The organism is Ruegeria sp. HKCCD7559 (assembly GCF_013110575.1).
GTDB lineage: Bacteria > Pseudomonadota > Alphaproteobacteria > Rhodobacterales > Rhodobacteraceae > Ruegeria.
In genome coordinates this window covers 54,899-74,128 of sequence record NZ_WVQU01000008.1, presented here as the reverse complement: position 1 = coordinate 74,128, position 19,230 = coordinate 54,899, and the positions used below count along the sequence as shown (strand labels likewise).

General features: G+C 58.8%; 24 protein-coding genes. 18 read left to right on the top strand and 6 right to left on the bottom strand.

Annotated elements, in window-relative coordinates:
- Window positions 1-91: 91 nt before the first annotated feature.
- Entirely contained in the window at window positions 92-673 is a 582-nt protein-coding gene (locus GS605_RS17650) for an FMN-dependent NADH-azoreductase (protein WP_171724834.1), read from the top strand.
- 70 nt (window positions 674-743) lie between these two features.
- Window positions 744-1,481 (top strand): aspartate/glutamate racemase family protein, encoded by a 738-nt coding sequence (locus GS605_RS17645; protein ID WP_171724833.1) that lies wholly within the window; start codon window positions 744-746, stop codon window positions 1,479-1,481.
- Here the strand turns inward: GS605_RS17645 and GS605_RS17640 are convergent, their stop codons facing one another.
- A complete protein-coding gene (locus tag GS605_RS17640; protein ID WP_171724832.1) occupies window positions 1,482-2,012 on the bottom strand; it encodes a prolyl-tRNA synthetase associated domain-containing protein in 531 nt (176 codons plus the stop codon).
- A gap of 279 nt (window positions 2,013-2,291) precedes the next feature.
- Between GS605_RS17640 and GS605_RS17635 the strand changes: the two genes are divergently transcribed.
- Window positions 2,292-2,816 carry a hypothetical protein gene (locus GS605_RS17635; RefSeq protein ID WP_171724831.1) on the top strand — a complete coding sequence of 175 codons (525 nt, stop codon included), beginning with the start codon at window positions 2,292-2,294 and terminating at the stop codon, window positions 2,814-2,816.
- On the opposite strand, the gene GS605_RS17630 is transcribed toward GS605_RS17635, so the two are convergent.
- Window positions 2,813-3,700 carry a sulfotransferase domain-containing protein gene (locus GS605_RS17630; protein ID WP_171724830.1) on the bottom strand — a complete coding sequence of 296 codons (888 nt, stop codon included), beginning with the start codon at window positions 3,698-3,700 and terminating at the stop codon, window positions 2,813-2,815. The two genes, GS605_RS17635 and GS605_RS17630, sit on opposite strands and share 4 nt — an antisense overlap.
- Window positions 3,701-3,951: 251 nt before the next feature.
- Here GS605_RS17630 and ffh point away from each other — a divergent pair, with 251 nt between their 5' ends.
- The 11 genes from ffh to GS605_RS17575 all read left to right on the top strand — a co-directional run bounded on the left by ffh (window position 3,952) and on the right by GS605_RS17575 (window position 11,345).
- Window positions 3,952-5,448 carry a signal recognition particle protein gene (ffh, locus tag GS605_RS17625; protein WP_171120316.1) on the top strand — a complete coding sequence of 499 codons (1,497 nt, stop codon included), beginning with the start codon at window positions 3,952-3,954 and terminating at the stop codon, window positions 5,446-5,448.
- Window positions 5,449-5,489: 41 nt separating this feature from the next.
- A complete protein-coding gene (locus GS605_RS17620) occupies window positions 5,490-6,002 on the top strand; it encodes a GNAT family N-acetyltransferase (protein WP_171724829.1) in 513 nt (170 codons plus the stop codon).
- Window positions 5,999-6,550 (top strand): GNAT family N-acetyltransferase, encoded by a 552-nt coding sequence (locus tag GS605_RS17615; RefSeq protein ID WP_171724828.1) that lies wholly within the window; start codon window positions 5,999-6,001, stop codon window positions 6,548-6,550. The genes GS605_RS17620 and GS605_RS17615 overlap by 4 nt, the downstream gene beginning before the upstream one ends.
- Window positions 6,547-7,086, top strand: a complete 540-nt coding sequence (locus GS605_RS17610; protein ID WP_171724827.1) for a GNAT family N-acetyltransferase — start codon at window positions 6,547-6,549, stop codon at window positions 7,084-7,086. Before GS605_RS17615 ends, GS605_RS17610 begins: the two co-directional genes overlap by 4 nt.
- Complete coding sequence (locus GS605_RS17605; protein ID WP_170344783.1) at window positions 7,083-7,379, top strand: chorismate mutase; 297 nt, start codon at window positions 7,083-7,085, stop codon at window positions 7,377-7,379. The genes GS605_RS17610 and GS605_RS17605 overlap by 4 nt, the downstream gene beginning before the upstream one ends.
- 96 nt (window positions 7,380-7,475) lie before the next feature.
- Entirely contained in the window at window positions 7,476-7,865 is a 390-nt protein-coding gene (gene rpsP, locus GS605_RS17600; RefSeq protein WP_171724826.1) for a 30S ribosomal protein S16, read from the top strand.
- Window positions 7,866-7,877: 12 nt separating this feature from the next.
- A complete protein-coding gene (gene bluB, locus GS605_RS17595) occupies window positions 7,878-8,513 on the top strand; it encodes a 5,6-dimethylbenzimidazole synthase (RefSeq protein ID WP_171724825.1) in 636 nt (211 codons plus the stop codon).
- 148 nt (window positions 8,514-8,661) lie between these two features.
- The gene (rimM, locus tag GS605_RS17590; RefSeq protein WP_171724824.1) at window positions 8,662-9,165 is read left to right on the top strand and encodes a ribosome maturation factor RimM; all 504 of its coding nucleotides are present in this window, start codon (window positions 8,662-8,664) and stop codon (window positions 9,163-9,165) included.
- Window positions 9,165-9,980 (top strand): hypothetical protein, encoded by an 816-nt coding sequence (locus tag GS605_RS17585; RefSeq protein WP_171724823.1) that lies wholly within the window; start codon window positions 9,165-9,167, stop codon window positions 9,978-9,980. Before rimM ends, GS605_RS17585 begins: the two co-directional genes overlap by 1 nt.
- Window positions 9,977-10,786, top strand: coding sequence for a tRNA (guanosine(37)-N1)-methyltransferase TrmD (gene trmD / locus GS605_RS17580; protein ID WP_171724822.1), 810 nt, complete (start codon window positions 9,977-9,979; stop codon window positions 10,784-10,786). Before GS605_RS17585 ends, trmD begins: the two co-directional genes overlap by 4 nt.
- A gap of 133 nt (window positions 10,787-10,919) precedes the next feature.
- On the top strand, window positions 10,920-11,345 hold the full coding sequence (locus GS605_RS17575) for a hypothetical protein (protein WP_171637639.1): 426 nt from the start codon (window positions 10,920-10,922) through the stop codon (window positions 11,343-11,345).
- Here the strand turns inward: GS605_RS17575 and GS605_RS17570 are convergent.
- On the bottom strand, window positions 11,342-12,142 hold the full coding sequence (locus GS605_RS17570) for a GH25 family lysozyme (protein WP_171724821.1): 801 nt from the start codon (window positions 12,140-12,142) through the stop codon (window positions 11,342-11,344). The two genes, GS605_RS17575 and GS605_RS17570, sit on opposite strands and share 4 nt — an antisense overlap.
- A 369-nt stretch (window positions 12,143-12,511) precedes the next feature.
- Between GS605_RS17570 and rplS the strand changes: the two genes are divergently transcribed.
- The 3 genes from rplS (at window position 12,512) to GS605_RS17555 (ending at window position 13,530) form a co-directional block, all read left to right on the top strand.
- Window positions 12,512-12,895: a 50S ribosomal protein L19 gene (gene rplS, locus GS605_RS17565; RefSeq protein ID WP_152457026.1), complete on the top strand. Its 384-nt coding sequence runs from the start codon at window positions 12,512-12,514 to the stop codon at window positions 12,893-12,895.
- A gap of 11 nt (window positions 12,896-12,906) precedes the next feature.
- Entirely contained in the window at window positions 12,907-13,128 is a 222-nt protein-coding gene (gene rpmE / locus GS605_RS17560; RefSeq protein WP_050605278.1) for a 50S ribosomal protein L31, read from the top strand.
- 174 nt (window positions 13,129-13,302) lie between these two features.
- Window positions 13,303-13,530, top strand: coding sequence for a hypothetical protein (locus tag GS605_RS17555; RefSeq protein ID WP_171637644.1), 228 nt, complete (start codon window positions 13,303-13,305; stop codon window positions 13,528-13,530).
- On the opposite strand, the gene GS605_RS17550 is transcribed toward GS605_RS17555, so the two are convergent.
- Both GS605_RS17550 and GS605_RS17545 read right to left on the bottom strand, forming a co-directional pair.
- Window positions 13,527-15,134 carry an MFS transporter gene (locus GS605_RS17550; RefSeq protein WP_171724820.1) on the bottom strand — a complete coding sequence of 536 codons (1,608 nt, stop codon included), beginning with the start codon at window positions 15,132-15,134 and terminating at the stop codon, window positions 13,527-13,529. The two genes, GS605_RS17555 and GS605_RS17550, sit on opposite strands and share 4 nt — an antisense overlap.
- 77 nt (window positions 15,135-15,211) lie before the next feature.
- A complete protein-coding gene (locus GS605_RS17545; RefSeq protein ID WP_171724819.1) occupies window positions 15,212-16,099 on the bottom strand; it encodes an AEC family transporter in 888 nt (295 codons plus the stop codon).
- A gap of 217 nt (window positions 16,100-16,316) precedes the next feature.
- Between GS605_RS17545 and GS605_RS17540 the strand changes: the two genes are divergently transcribed.
- Complete coding sequence (locus GS605_RS17540) at window positions 16,317-17,126, top strand: division plane positioning ATPase MipZ (protein ID WP_152457022.1); 810 nt, start codon at window positions 16,317-16,319, stop codon at window positions 17,124-17,126.
- A gap of 334 nt (window positions 17,127-17,460) precedes the next feature.
- On the opposite strand, the gene GS605_RS17535 is transcribed toward GS605_RS17540, so the two are convergent.
- Window positions 17,461-19,125 carry a hypothetical protein gene (locus GS605_RS17535; RefSeq protein WP_171724818.1) on the bottom strand — a complete coding sequence of 555 codons (1,665 nt, stop codon included), beginning with the start codon at window positions 19,123-19,125 and terminating at the stop codon, window positions 17,461-17,463.
- Window positions 19,126-19,230 lie beyond the last annotated feature (105 nt).

Here is a 19,230-nt window from a genome sequence, read left to right as displayed (position 1 = left end):
AATAACTGTTGATGTATCCGAGTTTTGTTCATCAACGCAACAATCATATTGGGCGCAGGACAAGATTCCCCTGACCAAAAGGACCAAAACAATGACCAAAACGATCCTTCACATCGACTCATCCGCCCGCCGCGTGAACTCGACCACGCGCGATCTGTCTGACCGTGTGGTCAAGCAACTGGGCGCAGACCGTATCATCCGCCGCGATCTGGCCACCCCCCTGCCCCTGCTGACAGAAGACTGGATCGCCGCCAATTTCACCCCCGCCGAGCAGCGCGACGATCTACAGCGCGACCGGCTGGCCCTGTCGGACGAACTCGTTTCCGAACTGCAAGAGGCCGACACCATCGTCATCGGCCTGCCGATCTACAACTTTTCGGTGCCTGCCGCATTCAAGGCCTGGGTCGACCTCGTGGCGCGCGCGGGCCTGACCTTTTCCTACACGGAAAACGGCCCCAAAGGCCTGCTGGAAGGGAAACGTGCCATTCTGGCCATCGCATCGGGCGGTGTTCCCGTCGGATCCGAAGCTGATTTCGCCACCAATTACGCGCGCCACGTTCTGGGTTTCATCGGCATTCATGACATCGACGTCATCGCCGCTGATCAGATGGCCGTGAACCCGGATGCGGCGCTGGAAAATGCCCACAAGGCGGTTGCGGAGCTTGCAGCCTGATCGCCTCTGGCCAACGAGCGTGGAAACGTCCAGTCTGCATGCGAGCAAACAGGCAGACTGGATGGGCCACATGAAGAAAATCGGCATTCTGGGCGGTGTGGGCTGGGCCTCGACCGTCGATTATTACCGGGCGATTGCCGAAGGGGCCGGGCGTTATCACGCGGAACGCGGCCATGGTTCGCCTTTGCCAATCCCACCGATGACCATCGAATCCGTTACGCAGGCCAGAACGCGCGCCCTGCGCGGTGTCGCCGGTGATGAGGCAAGCTGGGCGGATTTTGACGCGGTGTTCCGCGACGCCCTGCTGACTCTCGAACGCGCCGGGTGCGATTTTGGCATTATCGCGTCCAACACCCCCCATGCGCGGCTTCACGCGATACGGCAGGGTGTCTCGATGCCGATCCTCAACATCTTTGACGCAACCGCCGAGGCGACGGCAGGTACCGGCGCATCACGGGCTCTGGTCCTGGGAACAACCGTGACGATGCAGGCCACCAACTATGCGGATCGACTGGCCGCCGAAGGCATTACCGCGAATGAACGGTTGCCCGAACCCGAGATTTCCCAGATGCAGGCCATGATCGACAGTGATTTCTATGGTGGTGCAACCGACACGGCCCGCGCTCGTCTGCTGGCGTTTTGCGACAAGCACGCCAGCCCCGGAACCGCGATCCTGCTGGCCTGTACCGAGCTTCCACTGGCTTTTCCGAACCACCTGGACGATCCGGTGTTCGAAGCTGACGGGCATCTGTTCGTCAACCCGTCAGCCGCGCATGTTGCCGCCGCATTGAAAGAGGCGCTGATGTAATCAGGGCAACCACGTGACCGCGCAGCCGATGCGCTCGAAAAAGGCCATCATGTCGGCCCGCTTCAGGGCCACGGTGCGGTCGTTGACAAGGGGGTGCATGTAAATCACCTCGGCCTGCTGTGCCGCCGCATCCATGAAGAACCTGACATCATTCTGAACACCGTTGATCATCGCCAGCGGACTGACCGCGCCGGGGCGTATGCCGAGATTCTGAAACAGCCGGTCCGCCGAGCCGAAGGACAGGTTGCCTATGCCCAACTCGGCCCCCAAAGCCTTGAGATCAATCTCGCGACTTTGTTCCAAGGTCACCAGATAGTTGCGCTTTTTCTTGTCGCGCAGGTACAGGTTCTTGACCCTCAGCGCGTTCTCTCCCGGTGTCATGAACTGGTCTTCGACCGCCTTTGCATCCTCGACCGTACGCAATGGCACATGGGTATGCAGGCGATAGGTCAGCCCCCAATCTTCCATCTGCGCCAGCAATGCGTCCGAACTCAGCGGCAACGTGTCCTGATAGGTGGATGAAGCGTCCATGAAGCCCTCGCTTTTTGGGGATTGCTCATCGCGCAACAAAGCTTGGAATTCAAGCGCGGGACATACAATTGCCAGGGTGACACCCGCCCGAATGAAAATCGCGCGCATCACTGGCGCAGTCAGTGTCTGGCGTGCCGAACCTGGCCTTGACCCCGCCAACCACACTGCCCGAGATCAAGGACGGTGCTGTCCTTGCCCCGCGCGATTCAGCCTGATTTCACGCAAGACGGTGATGAAACAAACTGGAACAGGGTGTTGGAACGGTGCTAGCGTACCGCCATGAAAGTGACCCGAGACACCCCGAACCAACTGATCATCGCCAATACGCCCTGGTTCATCGGTATCACGCTGGTCATTTTCATTCTGGCCTTTGTCGGCCCCGGTATTTTTCTGATGAGCACGGGCGGCGAAGGCATCTGGTTCGGCCTGATCTTCGCCCTTGGCGGAGGAGGTCTTGGGTTTGGTACGTTTTGCGTTTTCGTAAGACGGGTTCAGATCATTCTGGATCGGAACAAGGACAGTATCCTGATCCGCCGCCAATCGGTTTTTGGTTACGAAGCGGTTGAACACAAACTGTCCAACCTGTCCCACGCAGAAATCGAAAGCACGACATCCCGAAGCAAAAACGGCACCTCGACGCTGTATCGCCCGGTCCTTGTTCTTGAGAAAGGCATGAGCGCGGGCCGCCATCCCATTGTCGAAGCGTTTTCCAGCGGCTCCGGCTCTCGCCGGTTGGCCGAGGCGGTGAATGACTGGCTTCCATCTAAGCCCGGCCAAGACCGTCGCGCAGTCGGGACGAATTAAGAGGTCAGGCCGCGTTCCAGCCACAATCGTTCTTCGGCTGAGACCAGCCGGGACATGCAGGAGTCATATCGCGCCATGTCCTGCTCGGTCAGCTTGCCTTCCCACTTGTTGCTTGTGCCCGAAGAGAAGAACTGCGCAAAGTCGTGAAAACCGCTGGTGAATCCGGGGGTTTGCTCCAGACGTATGGCATTGTTTTTCATCGATCCGAAACTGCCGGCCCCGGCTATGTCCTTGACCAGAACCGGGTTAATTTCGATGTCCATGATCCGTGCAAGGCGCGCGACCTGTCCCGGAAGATCCCGGCTGAGCTCGGCATAGTGCAGAAAATGGATGTTTGGCAGGTCGCGATACATCCAAAAGGAATGGAAGTGATGAATGATCGATCTGAGGGTCAGGTCATCTGTGCCCTTGGACGACGCGGGCCGGTTCAAAAACATGTCGAAAGCTTCCGACAGATCGTCGGGGAACAGGTAATCAAGCCAGTCATGCTTCATATTCTCGACATGGCGGCGCATTGAAAAATGAACGTCAACCGGGTGGCGGTGAACAACCAGATATTGCGCATTTGGCGAGAACAAGATGCCATCAAGCGGGGTATGTGTCTTGATACAGCGCCGATGGCTTTGCGCGCTCAGTTCATCCGCCTGCGCCACCCGGTCGCGAAAGCTGCAATCAAGCCACGGTGAAACCCTGTTGTCGTACACACTGGGGTCGGCCGTTTCGGTGATGAGCATGCGCACCAGTGTTTGCGTCCAAGTGGTGCCGCATTTGGGCGGTGTGCACACAAAGACGTCGCTGGGCCGGATCTCGAATCCGGACCATATATCGGTGTTGGTCACTTCGCCGACATAGTCGGTCGTCTTTCGCGGCAGACCATTCTTCATCGCCCCCTCCCTCAGCTTCAATCACGCAGAATAGCCCGCAATGTGACACTCACATAGCTTATCTTGACTCACACGGCCCAGAGGCGTAGATGATCGCCAAACATCCGGAAGCCTTTCGATCTTCCGGTCCCTTGAGTCGTTCAGGGATCGCCCCCCACCAGCGAGTTTCGCCCGTGGGGGCGTTTGTGCATTGACCCGTCTGCCCTTATCTAAGGGGCGCCAAATCAGAACCGGCTAAGGAGGCCGCAGGCATGTTTGAAAATCTATCCGAACGCCTCTCTGGCGTCTTCGACCGGTTGACCAAACAGGGCGCCCTGTCCGAGGAAGACGTCAAAACCGCCCTGCGTGAGGTCCGCGTTGCCCTACTTGAGGCCGACGTCTCGCTGCCGGTTGCAAGGGAATTCGTCAAGAAAGTTCAAAGCCAGGCCACCGGTCAGGCAGTCACCAAGTCGATCACCCCCGGTCAGCAGGTCGTCAAGATCGTGCATGACGCTTTGGTTGACACCCTGCGTGGCGAGGAAGACCCCGGCGCGCTGAAGATCGACAACCCGCCCGCACCGATCCTGATGGTCGGCTTGCAGGGTTCGGGTAAGACGACGACCACCGGCAAGCTGGCGAAACGTCTGAAAGAGAAAGAGGGCAAAAAGGTCCTGATGGCCTCGCTGGACGTCTACCGCCCGGCGGCGATGGATCAGCTGGCGGTTCTGGGCACCCAGATCGGAGTGGACACCCTGCCGATCGTTCCCGGCCAGAAACCTGTCGATATTGCCAAGCGCGCCAAACAGCAGGCGACGCTGGGTGGCTACGACGTGTACATGCTCGACACCGCGGGTCGTCTGCACATCGACGAAGTCCTGATGGATGAGGTCGAACAGGTCCGCAACGCCGTTGACCCGCGCGAGACGCTGCTGGTGGTTGACGGCCTGACCGGGCAGGTCGCCGTCGAGGTCGCTGAAGAGTTCGACGCCAAGGTCGGCATCTCGGGCGTGGTTCTGACGCGGATGGACGGCGACGGGCGCGGTGGTGCGGCGCTGTCGATGCGCGCAGTCACCGGCAAGCCGATCCGCTTTGTCGGTCTGGGCGAGAAGATGGACGCGCTCGAAACCTTCGAGCCGGACCGGATCGCCGGTCGGATTCTGGGCATGGGTGACATCGTTGCCCTGGTCGAAAAGGCCCAGGAAACGATGGAGATGGAACAGACTGAGCGCATGATGAAGCGCATGGTCAAGGGTCAGTTCAACATGAACGACCTGAAAATGCAGCTGGAGCAGATGATCCAGATGGGCGGCATGCAGGGCATGATGGGCATGATGCCGGGCATGGGCAAGATGGCCAAGCAGATGGATCAGGCCGGTCTGGACGACAGGATTCTGCGTCAGCAAATCGCCATGATCCAGTCGATGACCAAGCGCGAACGCGCCAACCCGCAGATCCTTCAAGCCAGCCGCAAGAAACGCATCGCGGCGGGGTCCGGGATGGAGGTCAGCGACCTCAACAAGCTGCTCAAGATGCACCGGCAGATGTCGGACATGATGAAGAAGATGGGCAAGATGGGCAAAGGCAAGATGCTGAAACAGGCCATGAAAGGCATGTTCGGCAAAGGCGGCCCCAGCCCCGAGGAGATGGCCGCAGGCATGGACCCCAAGGCGCTGGAGCAGGCGGCCAAGGCCATGGGTGGCAAAATGCCCGGTCTGGGCGGCGGCATGGGTCTGCCTCCGGGCCTGAGCGGGTTCGGAAAGAAAAAGTGACCCCCGCACGCTGTACCCAGCCCCCGTCCGGAAAGGCGGCGATGGCAGCAGCGCAATATCGCGCAGCCCTGCCGGTCATTCAGACCCGGCGGCTGGTACTGCGCGTGCCCACACTGGACGACCTGCCGGTGTGGACGTCGATCTGCAAAGGCAGCTTTGGTGACACCGCGCAAGCCGCGTGGACCGAGTTTTCCTATTATACCGCGGGCTGGCTTCTGCATGGTCACGGCCTGTTCACGGTCACGCTCAAAGGAAATGATCAGGCCATTGGCTTCGTCGTTCTGGGCTTGGAATGGGACGATCACGAACCGGAACTTGGCTATATGTTCGGCGCTGAACACCGGATGCAGGGCTATGCCACCGAAGCTTGCGCCGCCGTGCGTGATTTCGGATTTGACCTGCTGGGATCGGGGCAGTTCGTAAGCTATGTTTCGCAATCCAACGCCCGTTCGAACGCGCTTGCCCAACGACTGGGCGCAGCGCGTGATGCCGATGCAGAAAGCGCCTTTGGGCCAACCCAGCATGTCTGGCGCTACCGCGAGGTGCAGGCATGACATTCGCGTTGCCGATCCCGACGCTGGAAACCGAACGCCTGATCCTGCGCGCGCCGTCCGAGGCCGATGTCGATGCGGACACTGCCTTCTTTGCAAGCGATGCGGCCAAGTTCGTCGGCGGCCCTCTGCGGAAGGATGAGGTTTGGCGGGTGGTCGCCTCGCTGCTGGGGCACTGGGCTTTGCGCGGCTATGGGTATTGGAGCGTCGATGAAAAAGACACCGGCACCTATGTCGGGCGGATCGGGCTTTGGTTTCCCGAAGGCTGGCCGGAACCCGAAGTTGGCTGGACCCTGTTGAACCACGCCACCGGCAAGGGCTATGCGACCGAGGCCGCGCTGACCGCACGCGCCTACGCCTATGATGTATTGGGCTGGGAAACCGCGATCTCACTGATCGACCTGGACAATCACGCCAGCAAGGCCGTGGCCAAGCGTCTGGGCGCGCAGTTCGAGTATCACTATGACCACCCCAAGTACGGAAAATCCGAAATCTGGCGGCACCCGGCGCCCTCGGATCTGGTGAATGGCGGAATGGAGGCATACGCATGACCTCTTTCACCATTCCCACCATTGAAACCGAACGCCTGATCCTGCGCGCGCCGCATCTGGATGACCTGCCCGCAATGACCGCATTCTTCGCGACCGAGCGCAGCCATATGGTGGGCGGCCCGAAGGATTCGTTCGAATGCTGGAACTCTCTGTCGAACCGGCTGGGTCATTGGGCGTTGCGGGGTTATGGCCTGTGGCACCTGACCGAAAAGGCCGGCGGCACATTCGTCGGCTGGGCCGGAATGATCTACGTACCGGGCTGGGCCGAACCGGAACTGGGTTGGACCCTGATGGAAGAAGCCGAAGGCAAGGGGCTGGCCTTTGAAGCTGCATCGGCTGCGCGTGATCATGCCGCCCGGCATCAGGGCCTGAACGGTGTGATCTCTTACATCGCCCATGCAAATGATCGTTCGCGCGCTTTGGCTGAACGGCTTGGTGCAACGCTGGAGCTTGAGAATGCCGAACTTCTGGGCAAGCACGCTCAGATCTGGCGCCATCCGCAGATTGACTTGACCACCGAAAGGACCGGCCAATGACCAACCCCGTGACACAGGCTGCCACGCTGTTGAAAGAGCATCGCGAAAGCATCGACAGGCTGGATGCGATCCTCGTCTACACGCTTGGCGAGCGGTTCAAGCACACGCAGGCCGTTGGCAAGCTCAAGGCCGAACACGACCTTCCCCCGTCCGATCCCTCGCGCGAAGCTGCGCAGATCGCACGGTTAGAAGACCTGGCGAATGAGGCCGATCTGGACCCCGATTTCGCCAAGGCTTTCCTGAATTTCATCATTCAGGAAGTCATCCGACACCACCGGAAGCATCAAGAGTGAACCTCCGGTTCAACAAACACCAGAACTAACCGGCACCCACGCCGGCTCAAACAAAGACACGCCTCTGGCGTGATGCCATTCAAAGGAGATACCACCATGGCAATGAAAATTCGTCTCGCCCGCGGCGGCTCGAAAAAACGTCCTTTCTATCGCATCGTTGCGGCTGACAGCCGTATGCCGCGCGATGGCCGTTTCATCGAGAAACTGGGCACCTACAACCCGCTGCTGCCGAAAGACAGTGAAGAGCGCGTGAAAATGAACATGGAGCGCATCCAGTACTGGCTGGATCAGGGCGCACAGCCCACCGACCGTATCGCACGCATGCTGGAAGCGGCCGGTGCCCGTGACAAGGCCGAGCGCAACAACCCCAACAAGGGAACTCCGGGCAAGAAAGCCCAGGAGCGCGCCGAAGAGAAAGCCGCCAAGGCCGCTGAAGCAGCCGAAGCCGCTGCTGCTCCGGCAGAAGAAGCCACAGCAGAAGAATAAGCAGGCGCACGCGTGCGGGATCACTCCTTTACAGACGATTTTCGCACGCAGTTCGACCTGTTGTTGCGGCTCCGGCGGGATGTGCGCCGGTTCCGCACCGATGCGATTGACGAGGCAGTGCTGGCGCGCTGCCTCGACGCATTTCGACTGGCCCCTTCAGTGGGGCTCAGCGAACCCTGGCGCGTGATCCGCGTCGAAAGCGAAGCGGCAAAGGCCGCAGCGCTGAAGAATTTTCGCACCGCCAATGACCACGCTTTGGCGGGCTACTCGGGGGACAAGGCGCAGCTATACAGCAGTCTGAAGCTTTCCGGGATGCAGGAAGCGCCTGTGCAACTGGCCGTCTTCTGCGACGACAGCACCGAAAAAGGGCTGGGACTTGGCGCCGGCACGATGCCCGAGATGCGGCGCTACTCTGTCGTGTCGGCGATCACTTTGTTCTGGCTTGCACTTCGGGTCGAAGGGCTGGGGCTGGGCTGGGTTTCCATTCTGGATCCCGACCAGATGAAGCGCGATCTGAATGCTCCTGAAACCTGGCGCCTGATCGGCTATTTCTGTGTCGGTCGGCCGGAACAGATGTCGGATACACCTGAACTGGAACAGGTCGGCTGGGAAACCCGGGCGCAGGGCCTGACGATCGAAACAAGGTAGGGCCTCATGTTCGGATTGATACGACTTCCCATTCTGCTGTTGATCGCCTTTATTGTGGGCGTGTTCTTCGAGCGCAACAACCAGCGTGAAGCCTGCAACGGGCTTGGCGAATGGAGAAACGGGATATGTTTGACGACTGGGGCAGGCAATGAGTGATCTGATCTGCGTCGGCAGCATTGCGGGGGCTTACGGTGTGCGAGGCGAGGTGAGGCTGAAAAGCTATTGCGCCGTTCCCGAAGATATCGAGACCTATTCGCCGCTGACCGATGAAGCGGGCAAAGAGCGTTATCCGGTGGTACTGACGCGCACCATCAAGAACGGATTCGCGGCCCGCCTTGGTGGCGTTGAAACCAAGGAACAGGCGGATGCCCTGAATGGGTTGCGCCTTTATGCAAGGCGCGATCAGCTGCCGTCGCTGCCCGATGATGAATTCTACCACAACGATCTGATCGGGCTGGATGTCTATGACACCGGAGGCACCTTGCTGGGCAAGGTCAAATCGGTGCAGAACCACGGCGCCGCGGACTTGTTGGAATTGCACGGGCCGGGCCTGAAAACCACGGTTTTGCTGCCTTTCACGATGCAAGTTGTACCCACGGTGGATCTGGAACAAGGCCGTATCGTGGCCGACCCGCCCGAAGGCCTGATCTGATGCGTCGGGTCCTGCTGCATCTGGGCCTGCACAAGACAGGCATGACCGCAGCACAGTCCTTCCTCCATGAAAACCGGAAACTGATCTGGCCGCGCTTCGCGTTGGTACTGCCCTACAAAACGCGCAACAGCGGCTTGAGCGAGAGCGCCACGCGTCACTCGCTTTACCGGCTGGATTCCACATTGGCGGGTTTTGGAAGCCACCTGCACGCGTTTCTGGACGATCTGGATTTCGGCGCACGCCGGGGGTTGATCCTGAGCGAAGAGAATTTCGCAGGCTTGCGCCCCAGCAGAAACAAGCGAGAAGGATACGGTGCTGCACCGGAACTGGCGGAAACTCTGGTCAGCGTCGTGCGGCGTCGGTTTCTGGGTCATGAAACCGACATCACGATCTACATATCCTTGCGCGCCCGCGATCAATGGCTGCGGAGCCTGTGGGCACACGACTTGCAGAAATCACGCATGGTGCAGGATTTGGACGCCTTTTCCTCCGAACTTGCCCATTTGCCATCCCTTAAGGAAACTGCTGATGCGGTCCGGAATCGGCTGCCATCCGTTACGGTCAGAACAGAGTGGATGGAAGCGTTGCAGAACCACCGCCTTGGTGCAGGTGCGCCGTTGGCCGAATTTTTGAACCTGCCACCCGAGCTTTCGTCACAGCTTGTCGGGCCTGCACATGGCACGCCAACATTTTCAGACGATGTGCTACAGGAAATCCTGGCGCTGAACCGATCCTCGCTGGACGACGCCGCCATGATCACCCAGAAGAAAGCTCTGATTCAATCCGCACAGAACGAACTGGCCCGCCAGACATGACAGAGAAACCCAGCAGATCCCACGGCCGCAAGGCGATCCGTCCTTCCCTGAAACCACGCGAGCTGATGACGCCGAGCCCTGATCTGCACGGGGTCTGGAAAGCCAAGATCATCACTTTGTTCCCGTCCGCCTTCCCCGGTGTTCTGGGCGAAAGCCTGACAGGTAAGGCCTTGCAGGAAGGGCTTTGGCAACTGGAAACAGTGGATCTGCGACAGTTCGGAATAGGCAAACATCGCAATGTTGATGACACCCCGGCCGGGGGTGGCGCGGGCATGGTTCTGCGGGCCGATGTTCTGGGTGACGCGATCGAACATGCGATGGCAGGCATTCAAGGAAACTGGCCGCTGATCTACCTCAGCCCGCGCGGGCGTCGCATGGACCAGCGCATGATGCAGAATCTTGCCCGTTGTGACGGCATGACCCTTCTGTGCGGTCGTTTTGAAGGCGTGGACGAGCGCGTTTTGGAACATTACGGCGTTCAAGAGGTGTCGTTGGGTGATTTCGTCATGACCGGCGGCGAAATCGCGGCACAAGCCCTGATCGATGCCACGGTACGGCTGATTCCCGGAGTGCTTGGAAATCAGGCTTCGACAGAAGAGGAAAGTTTTGCCTCGGGTTTGCTGGAACACCCCCAGTATACCCGCCCCGCAGATTGGAAAGGGCGCCCGATCCCCGAGGTTCTGATGTCGGGCCATCATGGCCGGATCGCGGAATGGCGGCATAAAATGGCAGAAGACATCACGCGCGAACGGCGTCCTGATATCTGGGCGGAATATGTCAAAGCCACATCGGAAACCCAGGACTAGACCCGCTCGTTGTGGCCGGGATGCCTCAGTTTCGATGTTTGTCAGAATGCCATTTGAAGTTGAACACACCTAAATTTATTCACTTCCATGCCCCATTGGTTTTTGGGTAATAAGAAGTGAAATAGAAGGCATTATGAAAAAGCTATTGCTTGGCACGTTACTGGTTGTCTCCGCCTGTACCACCAAACCGCTTGGGATGTCCGTTCCGACGCAAGCCGGTCACAATCTGCACTCTGCGAAGGTTGCCGTTGATTCCTGCTCTCAGGAAGCTGACGAGGGCGGCAACAGCGCCGTAATTGGCGGTTATGCAACCAATATCCTGCTTTGGGGCATCATCATCGGGCCTGCGGTCACCGCGCCATTTCAGGACGAGCTGCGCCAACAGGGCGAAATCGATCAGGTTGATCGCTGCCTGCGCGCACGCGGTTTCGAGCGGCGCGAACTGACCGCGGGTGAATCGTTCTGGGTGCGCAACGCCTTTGGTGATGAACGCGAACGGCGGCTGGACCACCTGGTCGGGGGCGGCACTATCGAAACCTACGGAACAGCCAAAAACTAGCGGCGCGCTTTCCAGCTGGCCCAAGTTTCTGGGGTGCCGTTGAACGTGTTGATGTCCACCCTGCCCTGAACCCCCGGCACCAGCCCGGTGCCGGTGTATTGCCAAAACCGCCAGACTGTGCGGGGATAGACCTGACGCGGATGGCCTGCGACGGATCGCAACCAGAACTCGGTTTTGGGCAAACGCCCGATATCCGTATCTGCAAAGAAATCCACTGTCGTATAGACGATGGGACGCCGGCCATAATGCCGTTCGAGAATGTCCAGAAAGCGCTGCGCTTCGGCGCGGACGGTTCTGCCATCGGGCCGCAACGTGCAGGTCTTGGAATGCGGCGTCCACTCCATGTCAAGAACATGCGGCAGATCTGCCCCTTTCGGGACGTTCTGAATGAACCAACGCGCCTGTTCCTGGGCCGATCGGCAGAAATAATAGTAATGATAAGCCCCCCACGGCACGCCCGCTGCCTGAGCACCGCGCCTGTGGTCGTCGAACAATGGATCCGCCACATCGCCGCCTTCGGTTGCTTTCAGAAATGCAAAGCTTACGCCCGAAGCTTTGGCCGTACGCCAGTCTATCGGTCCCTGCCAGCGCGAGACGTCAAGCCCGTGGATCGGATACAAGCCAGGGTGACGGCCTTCCCACTCATGCGGATCGGCGTCCCCAAAATCAGGATAGATTACGGACGGTGCCGTCCTGTCCACGCCCGGCGTGGGCTCCACGACCTGCGGTTTCGGGCCGCCGCGTCCGCACGACACAAGCAAAGCGGCTGCAATCGTCAGCGTAAGTGCAATTCGCATCATTGGGTCCTGTCTGAAATTTCCGCTCTTTCAATTTTCTTCAGAATGCCTGATCTGACCGCTGTGGCAACGGTGTGATTTTCGAAAGGCGGATTCCCACTGCCTGCCACACGATTTGTCCTTGATCCCGGCACACAATACCCTTAAACGACCGCAATCCGGTGCCGCATTCTGCGACTCCGGTGTTTTGGTTTGATTGGTGGCTTGAAGCCCGGCTTTCTTCGGCGGGGATGTGTCAGATCAGACCAGACCAAAGGAACATTCGATCTGACCTCTGGCGGGCTGCGTGCAGGACCCGGTGAAGACCAAGAGCTCTCAGGCCGTGCCCAAACTTCGTGGACCAACCACGAGCAGATAGGAGAACCTGCGATGGACCTGATCGCACAGCTTGAGGCGGAACAGATTGCCGCCCTGGGGAAAGACATCCCCGACTTCAAAGCCGGTGACACCATCCGTGTCGGCTATAAGGTGACCGAAGGGTCGCGCACCCGTGTGCAGAACTACGAAGGCGTCTGCATCGCGCGCAACAACGGCAATGGCATTGCCGGGTCGTTCACCGTTCGCAAGATTTCGTTTGGCGAAGGCGTGGAGCGTGTGTTCCCGCTGTATTCGACCAACATCGACAGCATCACCGTTGTCCGCCGTGGCCGCGTTCGTCGCGCCAAACTGTACTATCTGCGCACCCGCCGCGGTAAATCCGCGCGTATCGCAGAAGTCACCAACTACAAGCCCAAGGCTGGCGCCGAAGCGTAAGGAACGGAAAGATGAAAAAAGACATCCATCCCGATTATCACGTCATCGACGTCAAAATGACCGATGGCACCGTGGTTCAGATGAAATCCACCTGGGGCGCCGAAGGCGACCAGCTGGCTCTGGAAATCGACCCCTCCGTGCACCCTGCATGGACTGGTGGTTCGTCGCGCCTGATGGACGCCGGCGGCCGCGTGTCGAAATTCAAAAAGAAATACGAAGGTCTGGGTTTCTAAGTCTGACCGGTTTCGATTTCGAAAGGCCGTCCCTTGGGGGCGGCCTTTTTGTTGGAAGCTTCCATGTGTCTTATGGACGCGAAACCGGACTAACCGAACAAGATGCGTTTTGGCAAAGGCCCAGGGATGCTACACTCCAGTTGACCAACGCTCAGCTTCCACGGAGATCCGGACATGCCCCAGTACAATGACATGATCGAGCTTTCAGTCGATGATATGGATCTGATTGAAACGGCTTTGCGCGACTCGATCGCTTCGTTGTCACATGTTGCTTCGGATGAACCAGAGGACAGCAGGACCGACCGGGAAGACACGTTGAGGCGCATTCACGAACTTCTGGGCAAGCTACACGATCAGAAGGTCTTCTTTCGCCCGCAGAAAGGGGTTTACCTCGGCGGTTAGGGGCTTGGTTGTCGCGGATTGCGGGTCAATTCCGCCGCACTGTGTACAGGGGGAACCGGCCCGCGCAACAACATCAGCGCCAGTGTCATTCCGGCCAGTGCCGCAATCGCGGCAACTAACATGGCATTGTCAAAGGCGTTGTCCTGCACATCCCGCAGGGCCTTCGCCAATGTGTCTCCCGCAGTCGGATCCATCCCCGATATCAATTGCTGTATCTGGTTCGGCGTTCCGTGTGTCAGCGCATGGGCCAGATTCTCGCGCTGGGTTGACCCGGCAGGCAACGCGTCGATCACCTCGGACAGACCTCGGCGTCTGGTAATCGCTTCAGCCAGACCGCCCACCACGGCACCAAGGGTTGCTCCGAAGTAGAGACAGGCGTTGATGACCCCAGAACCCTGCCCCACATGCTGCTCGGGCAGCAGGCGCAGACCCAGACGTGGCAACAGCGAAAAGCAGATGCCCAACCCGACACCGACGATCAGCAGCTTCCACCAGATTTCGGAAAACTGCGTTGTGTTCGTTGTTGCCATCAGCAGCAGGAACCCGCAGGCCATCGCCCCCAGGCCAATGGCGATCGGCCATTGAAAGCTGTAGGGGGCAAGAAAGCGGGGTGCGGTGGCCGATATCAAAAACATGCTGAGGCTGAGCGGCATGATCGCCAGCCCCGCACCGATGGACGAATACCCAAAGGCATCGGGCGATTGGACGAATGTATTGAAATAGACGAAGAAGCAGAACAGCGTGAAGCCAGTAAAGAACATCCCCGCCGCAGCCATCAGATAACGCGGATGGCGAAAGTACCGAAGCTCGATCAAAGGATCGTCGCTGCGGCGGGATACGATGACAAGGGCAATTGTCGACACGGCCGCCACGACCAGGGGCACCAGTGTCAAAGGCGAAGTCCACCCGCCGCTTTCCCCGTTGCTGAGCGCAAAGGACAATGGCCCGAGGAAAAACAGAATGGCAACGGCCCCCGCATAATCGAACTTTGCCCCGGCAAGGCGGGTATCGGGAACGTATTTCCGTTTGCTGACATGCAGCCCGATGGCAAAGGCCACAGCCAGCAGAACCAGGTCGGCTGCAAAGACGGCGCGCCAGCTGACATAGTGGCCGAAAGCGCCACCGACGATGGGCCCGACACCGATCGCCAGACCGACAATCGCCCCCCAGACGCCGGTAACGCTGGCGCGCTGCTCTTCAGGCGTGGCCGCCGTCAACAGTGACAGGGACGTGCCGAACAAAGCAGCCGCGCCCGCGCCTTGCGCGCCGCGCCCGATAAGCAGCATCGCCCCATCCTGCGCCAACAGGGCAAAGGCAGACCCGATTGCAAAGACGATCATGCCAAAAAAGAACACGCCCATCTTGCCGGTAATGTCACCCAGCCGGCTGACGATGCAGACAAGTGTGGCGCTGGTCACGGAATACGTGGCCATCACCCATTGCAAACCTGACGGGGTCAAATCGAACTCGGCCCTGAGATTGGGCAATATGGTGGACACAGCGGTGGTGTTGAACCCCACGACCATCATGCAGATGGCCGTCATGGCCAGCACCACGCGGGCGCGGGACTGCGGAGATACACTTGCCGAGCTCTCATCGGCCATAAAACACCCACTGACCAAGAATGTTAAATACAATCATCATCAGTTTAACGATTTCTGGCCCTGCGCATAGAGTTGCGTCAGATCCAGTAAGACAGCGCAACGGGCAGCACCAGCACAGTACCGAGCGTCGAGACAAGAATGAACCCCGCCACATCCGGCCCGTATTCCGGAACATGCTGGTCGATAAACAGATAAGTCGCCACGGAAGAAGGCATCAGGCAACACAGGATCAGCGCACCCCGCTCGGTTCCCGTGAAACCAAACAACCAGATCAGAACACTGGCAATTGCAACCGCCATCGCCAGATGCAGGGCCGTTAGCAGAACCGCGCGACCCAGGCTTTTCACACGCAGCGTCGCGAGCGTATGCCCCAGGGTCAGCAGCATGAGCGGGATGGACAATCCACCCAAGATGTCAAAGGACTTTGCGACCGGTTGCGGCAGGCTCTGCCCCGTTGCCATCAGGATCAGGGCGAGGCCCACGGCATATATAATCGGGGACGTCGCCAGTTTCTTGGGCGAGAATTCTCCGGCCGGGATCCACATGCCGACGGTGAAGATGCTGATCAGCACAACCACCACGAACGCCATGGTATAGGCCATACCTGCATCGCCCAGCGCCAGCAAAGTGATTGGCAGGCCGATGTTGCCGACATTCCCGTGCATCAACGGCGTCAGAAAGGCCCTCACCGGCAAGCGAAGAGCCTTGAGCCCGACATACCCCAACACCCCGAAACCGGCCACCGCAAGGGCAGCGGCGGTCATCATGTCAAGAAACGTGCCCACGGCCAGTTTGGTGCTCGACAGATGAGAAATGATCAATGTCGGATAGCCGACTTTTGAGACGATCCCGCCAATGACCTTGTTGTCGAAAGGCGCCTGAATCACGGCAAGAACATAGCCAATACCAGCACAGATCAGGACAGGCAGAACCACGTTCAAAACATTCAGGAACAGGTGCTCCAAGCAAAAAACTCCTTGCCGAAACCGTTTGTCGACAGTGAATCAGTGCCATTACAATGGCAAGCGCCCTGTGTAACCCGTGCACGGCGTTGGGTTTTCCCGATTGGAGTCTGATATTGCCCGAAAGCGCCGCTTGAGGTTCTTTCCTTCGCCGCCGACACAACATATAGTGGCTGACAACAACGTGTAGTGAAGCACGGCGGGACTTGGGAATACAAGCATGGCACATATCATTGTGGTCGGGAACGAAAAGGGTGGCGCAGGCAAATCGACCGTGTCGATGCATGTGGCGACCGCGCTGGCCCGATTGGGGCACAAGGTCAGCACGTTGGATCTGGATCTGCGTCAGCGCAGTCTGGGACGATACTTCGAGAACCGCAACAACTTCCTCAAGAGCTCGGACCTGACCCTTCCCAGCCCGCGCCATCACGACCTGCCCGAGATCGATGCCGCAACGTTGAAACCGGGCGAGAACATCTATGACCATCGCCTGTCTGCTGCCGTATCCCAGCTGGAAAGCGACAGCGACTTTATTCTGATCGACTGCCCGGGGTCTCACACCCGTCTGAGTCAGGTGGCGCATTCGCTGGCCGACACCCTGATCACCCCGTTGAACGACAGCTTCATTGACTTCGACCTTTTGGCGCGGATCGACTCGAAGGGCGAAAAAATCCTTGGCCCGTCCGTCTATTCCGAAATGGTCTGGAACGCTCGTCAACTGCGGGCACAGGCGGGGCTGAAGCCGATCGACTGGGTCGTTGTCCGCAACCGGGTCGGTACGCAGCGCATGGTCAACAAGGAAAAGATGCAACGCGCGATCGAAATGCTGTCCCAGCGCATCGGCTTCCGCGTCGCCTCGGGCTTTTCCGAGAGGGTTATCTTTCGCGAACTGTTCCCGCGCGGCCTGACCCTGTTGGACCTGAAGGACATAGGCGTCAAACAGCTGAACATCTCGAACATCGCCGCCCGGCAGGAATTGCGTGACATGATGAAAGAGCTGAACCTGCCGGGTGTAGAGATTGATTTCTGATCAGCTGTCCCGGCGACCGCCATGCCGACAAAGTGAGCTGCGCGGCGGCTGAGCGTCACACCGCTCGCCCCGGCCGGCCCGCGAGGCGATGTCTATCTCATGACGGAGAGTACGTTTTGCGTTGGATGCTCAGACTGCATTTCCCGGATCGCATGGCGAAGGGATCTCCGAGAGCGGGCTTCGTCGGTGGCCGGATGCGGTGAAAGCCGGGCGGTCAGCTGCGGCTGATCTTCGGCGACGTGACGGTCGAGCCCGCCGCCGACACCTCGGCACGGCTCGGGGGCGACGGCATTCAGAATTCCCGGCTTCGAAGATTTCCTTCGGTCAGATGTCGTCAAGCTTCGGCTTGCAGGCCGGCTTTACGAAGACTGTTCATCAGTTTCCTCTGAAACGAGTCATCGAATTGCCAGATTGAAAAAATGTCCCGCGCCTTTGATGCGAAATTTGGCTGTAGCGCCCGCAGTTCATTCAATGACGCCTGGGCCGCTTCTTGATTCCCCAACTCACCATTCAAGGCAGCCCCCCACAGATGCGTCCAAAAGAAGTTCGGCATGTCGATTTGATCCAGAATTGTCAGGGCCTGCTGGTGGTTTCCCTGATCGAACTCATAAATGACACGCGGGAAACGATACCAGTGCGGATGGACCGGGTTCAGGGCGATGGCCCGTTCCACGAAGGTCAGCCCTTCGTCCCATTCGCCACTGAAGGCCAATCTCATTCCGTAATGCGCCAGAACAGCCGTGTCATTCGGGCTCAGATCAATTGCGACCTGACCCGCCTGGCGAAACCCCTGAATATCGCCAAGAACAAAGCGCATGTTGGCCAGCATCAAATGCCCGGCAGCCAAATTTGGATCAATCTCCACCGCCCGACGCGCAGCCGCATCCGCGGCGGCAAAAAGATCTTGGCGGTCTCCGCCAAGACTAAACCGGACTTGTTGAAGATACAGGTTGGACAGTACTGCCCACGCTTCGGCAAAGTCGGGGTTTTGTTCAAGCGCTCTCAGGATACAGGCCTTGATTGCGTGGTGCCGATCAAGATCGATTGTGACCTGATAGCTGTAGTAACTCAACACGCAGTCAAGGGCATCACGGTTTCCGGGCGGGGTGCGCGCCGCCTTCTTCATCGCGTCTTGCGTAAGAACACCGTATTTACCCGCAAGTTTTCCGATCACATCCTGTATGACCATGTCTTGCGCGGCATAGATGTCACTGGGTGAGCTGCCAACCTTGTATTCGTGAACCCAGATGTAGCGCTGGCTCTTGAGGTCTATGAGACGGGCAGACAATTCTACCGTGTCGCCCATGTCCATGACACTGCCTTCCAGCGCGAAATCCGCGTCGAACTCTGCGCGCAAAGCTTGTGAATCCGTGCCCCCTTGCGAAAACCTCCGCACGCTGCCCAAAGGGAGAACCCAAATATCACGAAACCGGACCAGCTCGCTGGTCAGTTGCTGTGTAATGCCATCGGCGAAATAGCTTGGCCCCTCACCCAGAGTGTCGAATGGCAGTACCGCAACCACAGGACCCTGCGGCAACGGCTGAACCGAGAGCTGAGCCGTTTTTGTGGGCGACGCAAAAAAAGAAACCCAGATCAAGGCGCAAAGTACCAAAGCCCCGAAAACAGCCAATCCAGCCCTGAAAAATCGCCGGGGGCCGAAGCCGGAAACATGAGGGGGCGCAGGCTGTGCCGGTACTGGTTCCGCCGGGGGGGCAACGCTTTCAAACCTTGGGGCATAGCCGCCCTTGGGAATGGTCAATCGAATGGGATCTGATCGGCCGGGCCCAGCATAGTAGCCGTCTATATCTTGACGCAGTCGCCTCGCTTCAAGCCTGACAATCGGATCAATTTGCTGATCGAAGGTTTCATCCCGGCCGAAAACGGACATGGCGATGGACACGCCTTTGATTTGGTCCGCGCGCCCGGCCAGATACTCATCCACGATATAAGACAGAAAAGCGCGGCGCTGGGGTGTGGCGGTGAAATCTTGATGCTTCAAAAGGCGGTGCAACTGCGCCCGAATGTCATTTTCCGATAAGCCCAACTGAAGAATCCCGGTCCCGTAAAAAGTTCCTATAAATTAAGCACTCAGAGAGCTACGGGA

What these genes read in the sequence shown, in the direction of transcription:
- GS605_RS17650 (WP_171724834.1), top strand. Translation starts at nt 92, where the DNA reads ATGACCAAAACGATCCTTCACATCGACTCATCCGCCCGCCGCGTGAAC.
- GS605_RS17645 (WP_171724833.1), top strand. Translation starts at nt 744, where the DNA reads ATGAAGAAAATCGGCATTCTGGGCGGTGTGGGCTGGGCCTCGACCGTC.
- GS605_RS17640 (WP_171724832.1), bottom strand. Translation starts at nt 2,012, where the DNA reads ATGGACGCTTCATCCACCTATCAGGACACGTTGCCGCTGAGTTCGGAC.
- GS605_RS17635 (WP_171724831.1), top strand. Translation starts at nt 2,292, where the DNA reads ATGAAAGTGACCCGAGACACCCCGAACCAACTGATCATCGCCAATACG.
- GS605_RS17630 (WP_171724830.1), bottom strand. Translation starts at nt 3,700, where the DNA reads ATGAAGAATGGTCTGCCGCGAAAGACGACCGACTATGTCGGCGAAGTG.
- ffh (WP_171120316.1), top strand. Translation starts at nt 3,952, where the DNA reads ATGTTTGAAAATCTATCCGAACGCCTCTCTGGCGTCTTCGACCGGTTG.
- GS605_RS17620 (WP_171724829.1), top strand. Translation starts at nt 5,490, where the DNA reads ATGGCAGCAGCGCAATATCGCGCAGCCCTGCCGGTCATTCAGACCCGG.
- GS605_RS17615 (WP_171724828.1), top strand. Translation starts at nt 5,999, where the DNA reads ATGACATTCGCGTTGCCGATCCCGACGCTGGAAACCGAACGCCTGATC.
- GS605_RS17610 (WP_171724827.1), top strand. Translation starts at nt 6,547, where the DNA reads ATGACCTCTTTCACCATTCCCACCATTGAAACCGAACGCCTGATCCTG.
- GS605_RS17605 (WP_170344783.1), top strand. Translation starts at nt 7,083, where the DNA reads ATGACCAACCCCGTGACACAGGCTGCCACGCTGTTGAAAGAGCATCGC.
- rpsP (WP_171724826.1), top strand. Translation starts at nt 7,476, where the DNA reads ATGGCAATGAAAATTCGTCTCGCCCGCGGCGGCTCGAAAAAACGTCCT.
- rimM (WP_171724824.1), top strand. Translation starts at nt 8,662, where the DNA reads ATGAGTGATCTGATCTGCGTCGGCAGCATTGCGGGGGCTTACGGTGTG.
- GS605_RS17585 (WP_171724823.1), top strand. Translation starts at nt 9,165, where the DNA reads ATGCGTCGGGTCCTGCTGCATCTGGGCCTGCACAAGACAGGCATGACC.
- trmD (WP_171724822.1), top strand. Translation starts at nt 9,977, where the DNA reads ATGACAGAGAAACCCAGCAGATCCCACGGCCGCAAGGCGATCCGTCCT.
- GS605_RS17575 (WP_171637639.1), top strand. Translation starts at nt 10,920, where the DNA reads ATGAAAAAGCTATTGCTTGGCACGTTACTGGTTGTCTCCGCCTGTACC.
- GS605_RS17570 (WP_171724821.1), bottom strand. Translation starts at nt 12,142, where the DNA reads ATGCGAATTGCACTTACGCTGACGATTGCAGCCGCTTTGCTTGTGTCG.
- rplS (WP_152457026.1), top strand. Translation starts at nt 12,512, where the DNA reads ATGGACCTGATCGCACAGCTTGAGGCGGAACAGATTGCCGCCCTGGGG.
- rpmE (WP_050605278.1), top strand. Translation starts at nt 12,907, where the DNA reads ATGAAAAAAGACATCCATCCCGATTATCACGTCATCGACGTCAAAATG.
- GS605_RS17555 (WP_171637644.1), top strand. Translation starts at nt 13,303, where the DNA reads ATGCCCCAGTACAATGACATGATCGAGCTTTCAGTCGATGATATGGAT.
- GS605_RS17550 (WP_171724820.1), bottom strand. Translation starts at nt 15,134, where the DNA reads ATGGCCGATGAGAGCTCGGCAAGTGTATCTCCGCAGTCCCGCGCCCGC.
- GS605_RS17540 (WP_152457022.1), top strand. Translation starts at nt 16,317, where the DNA reads ATGGCACATATCATTGTGGTCGGGAACGAAAAGGGTGGCGCAGGCAAA.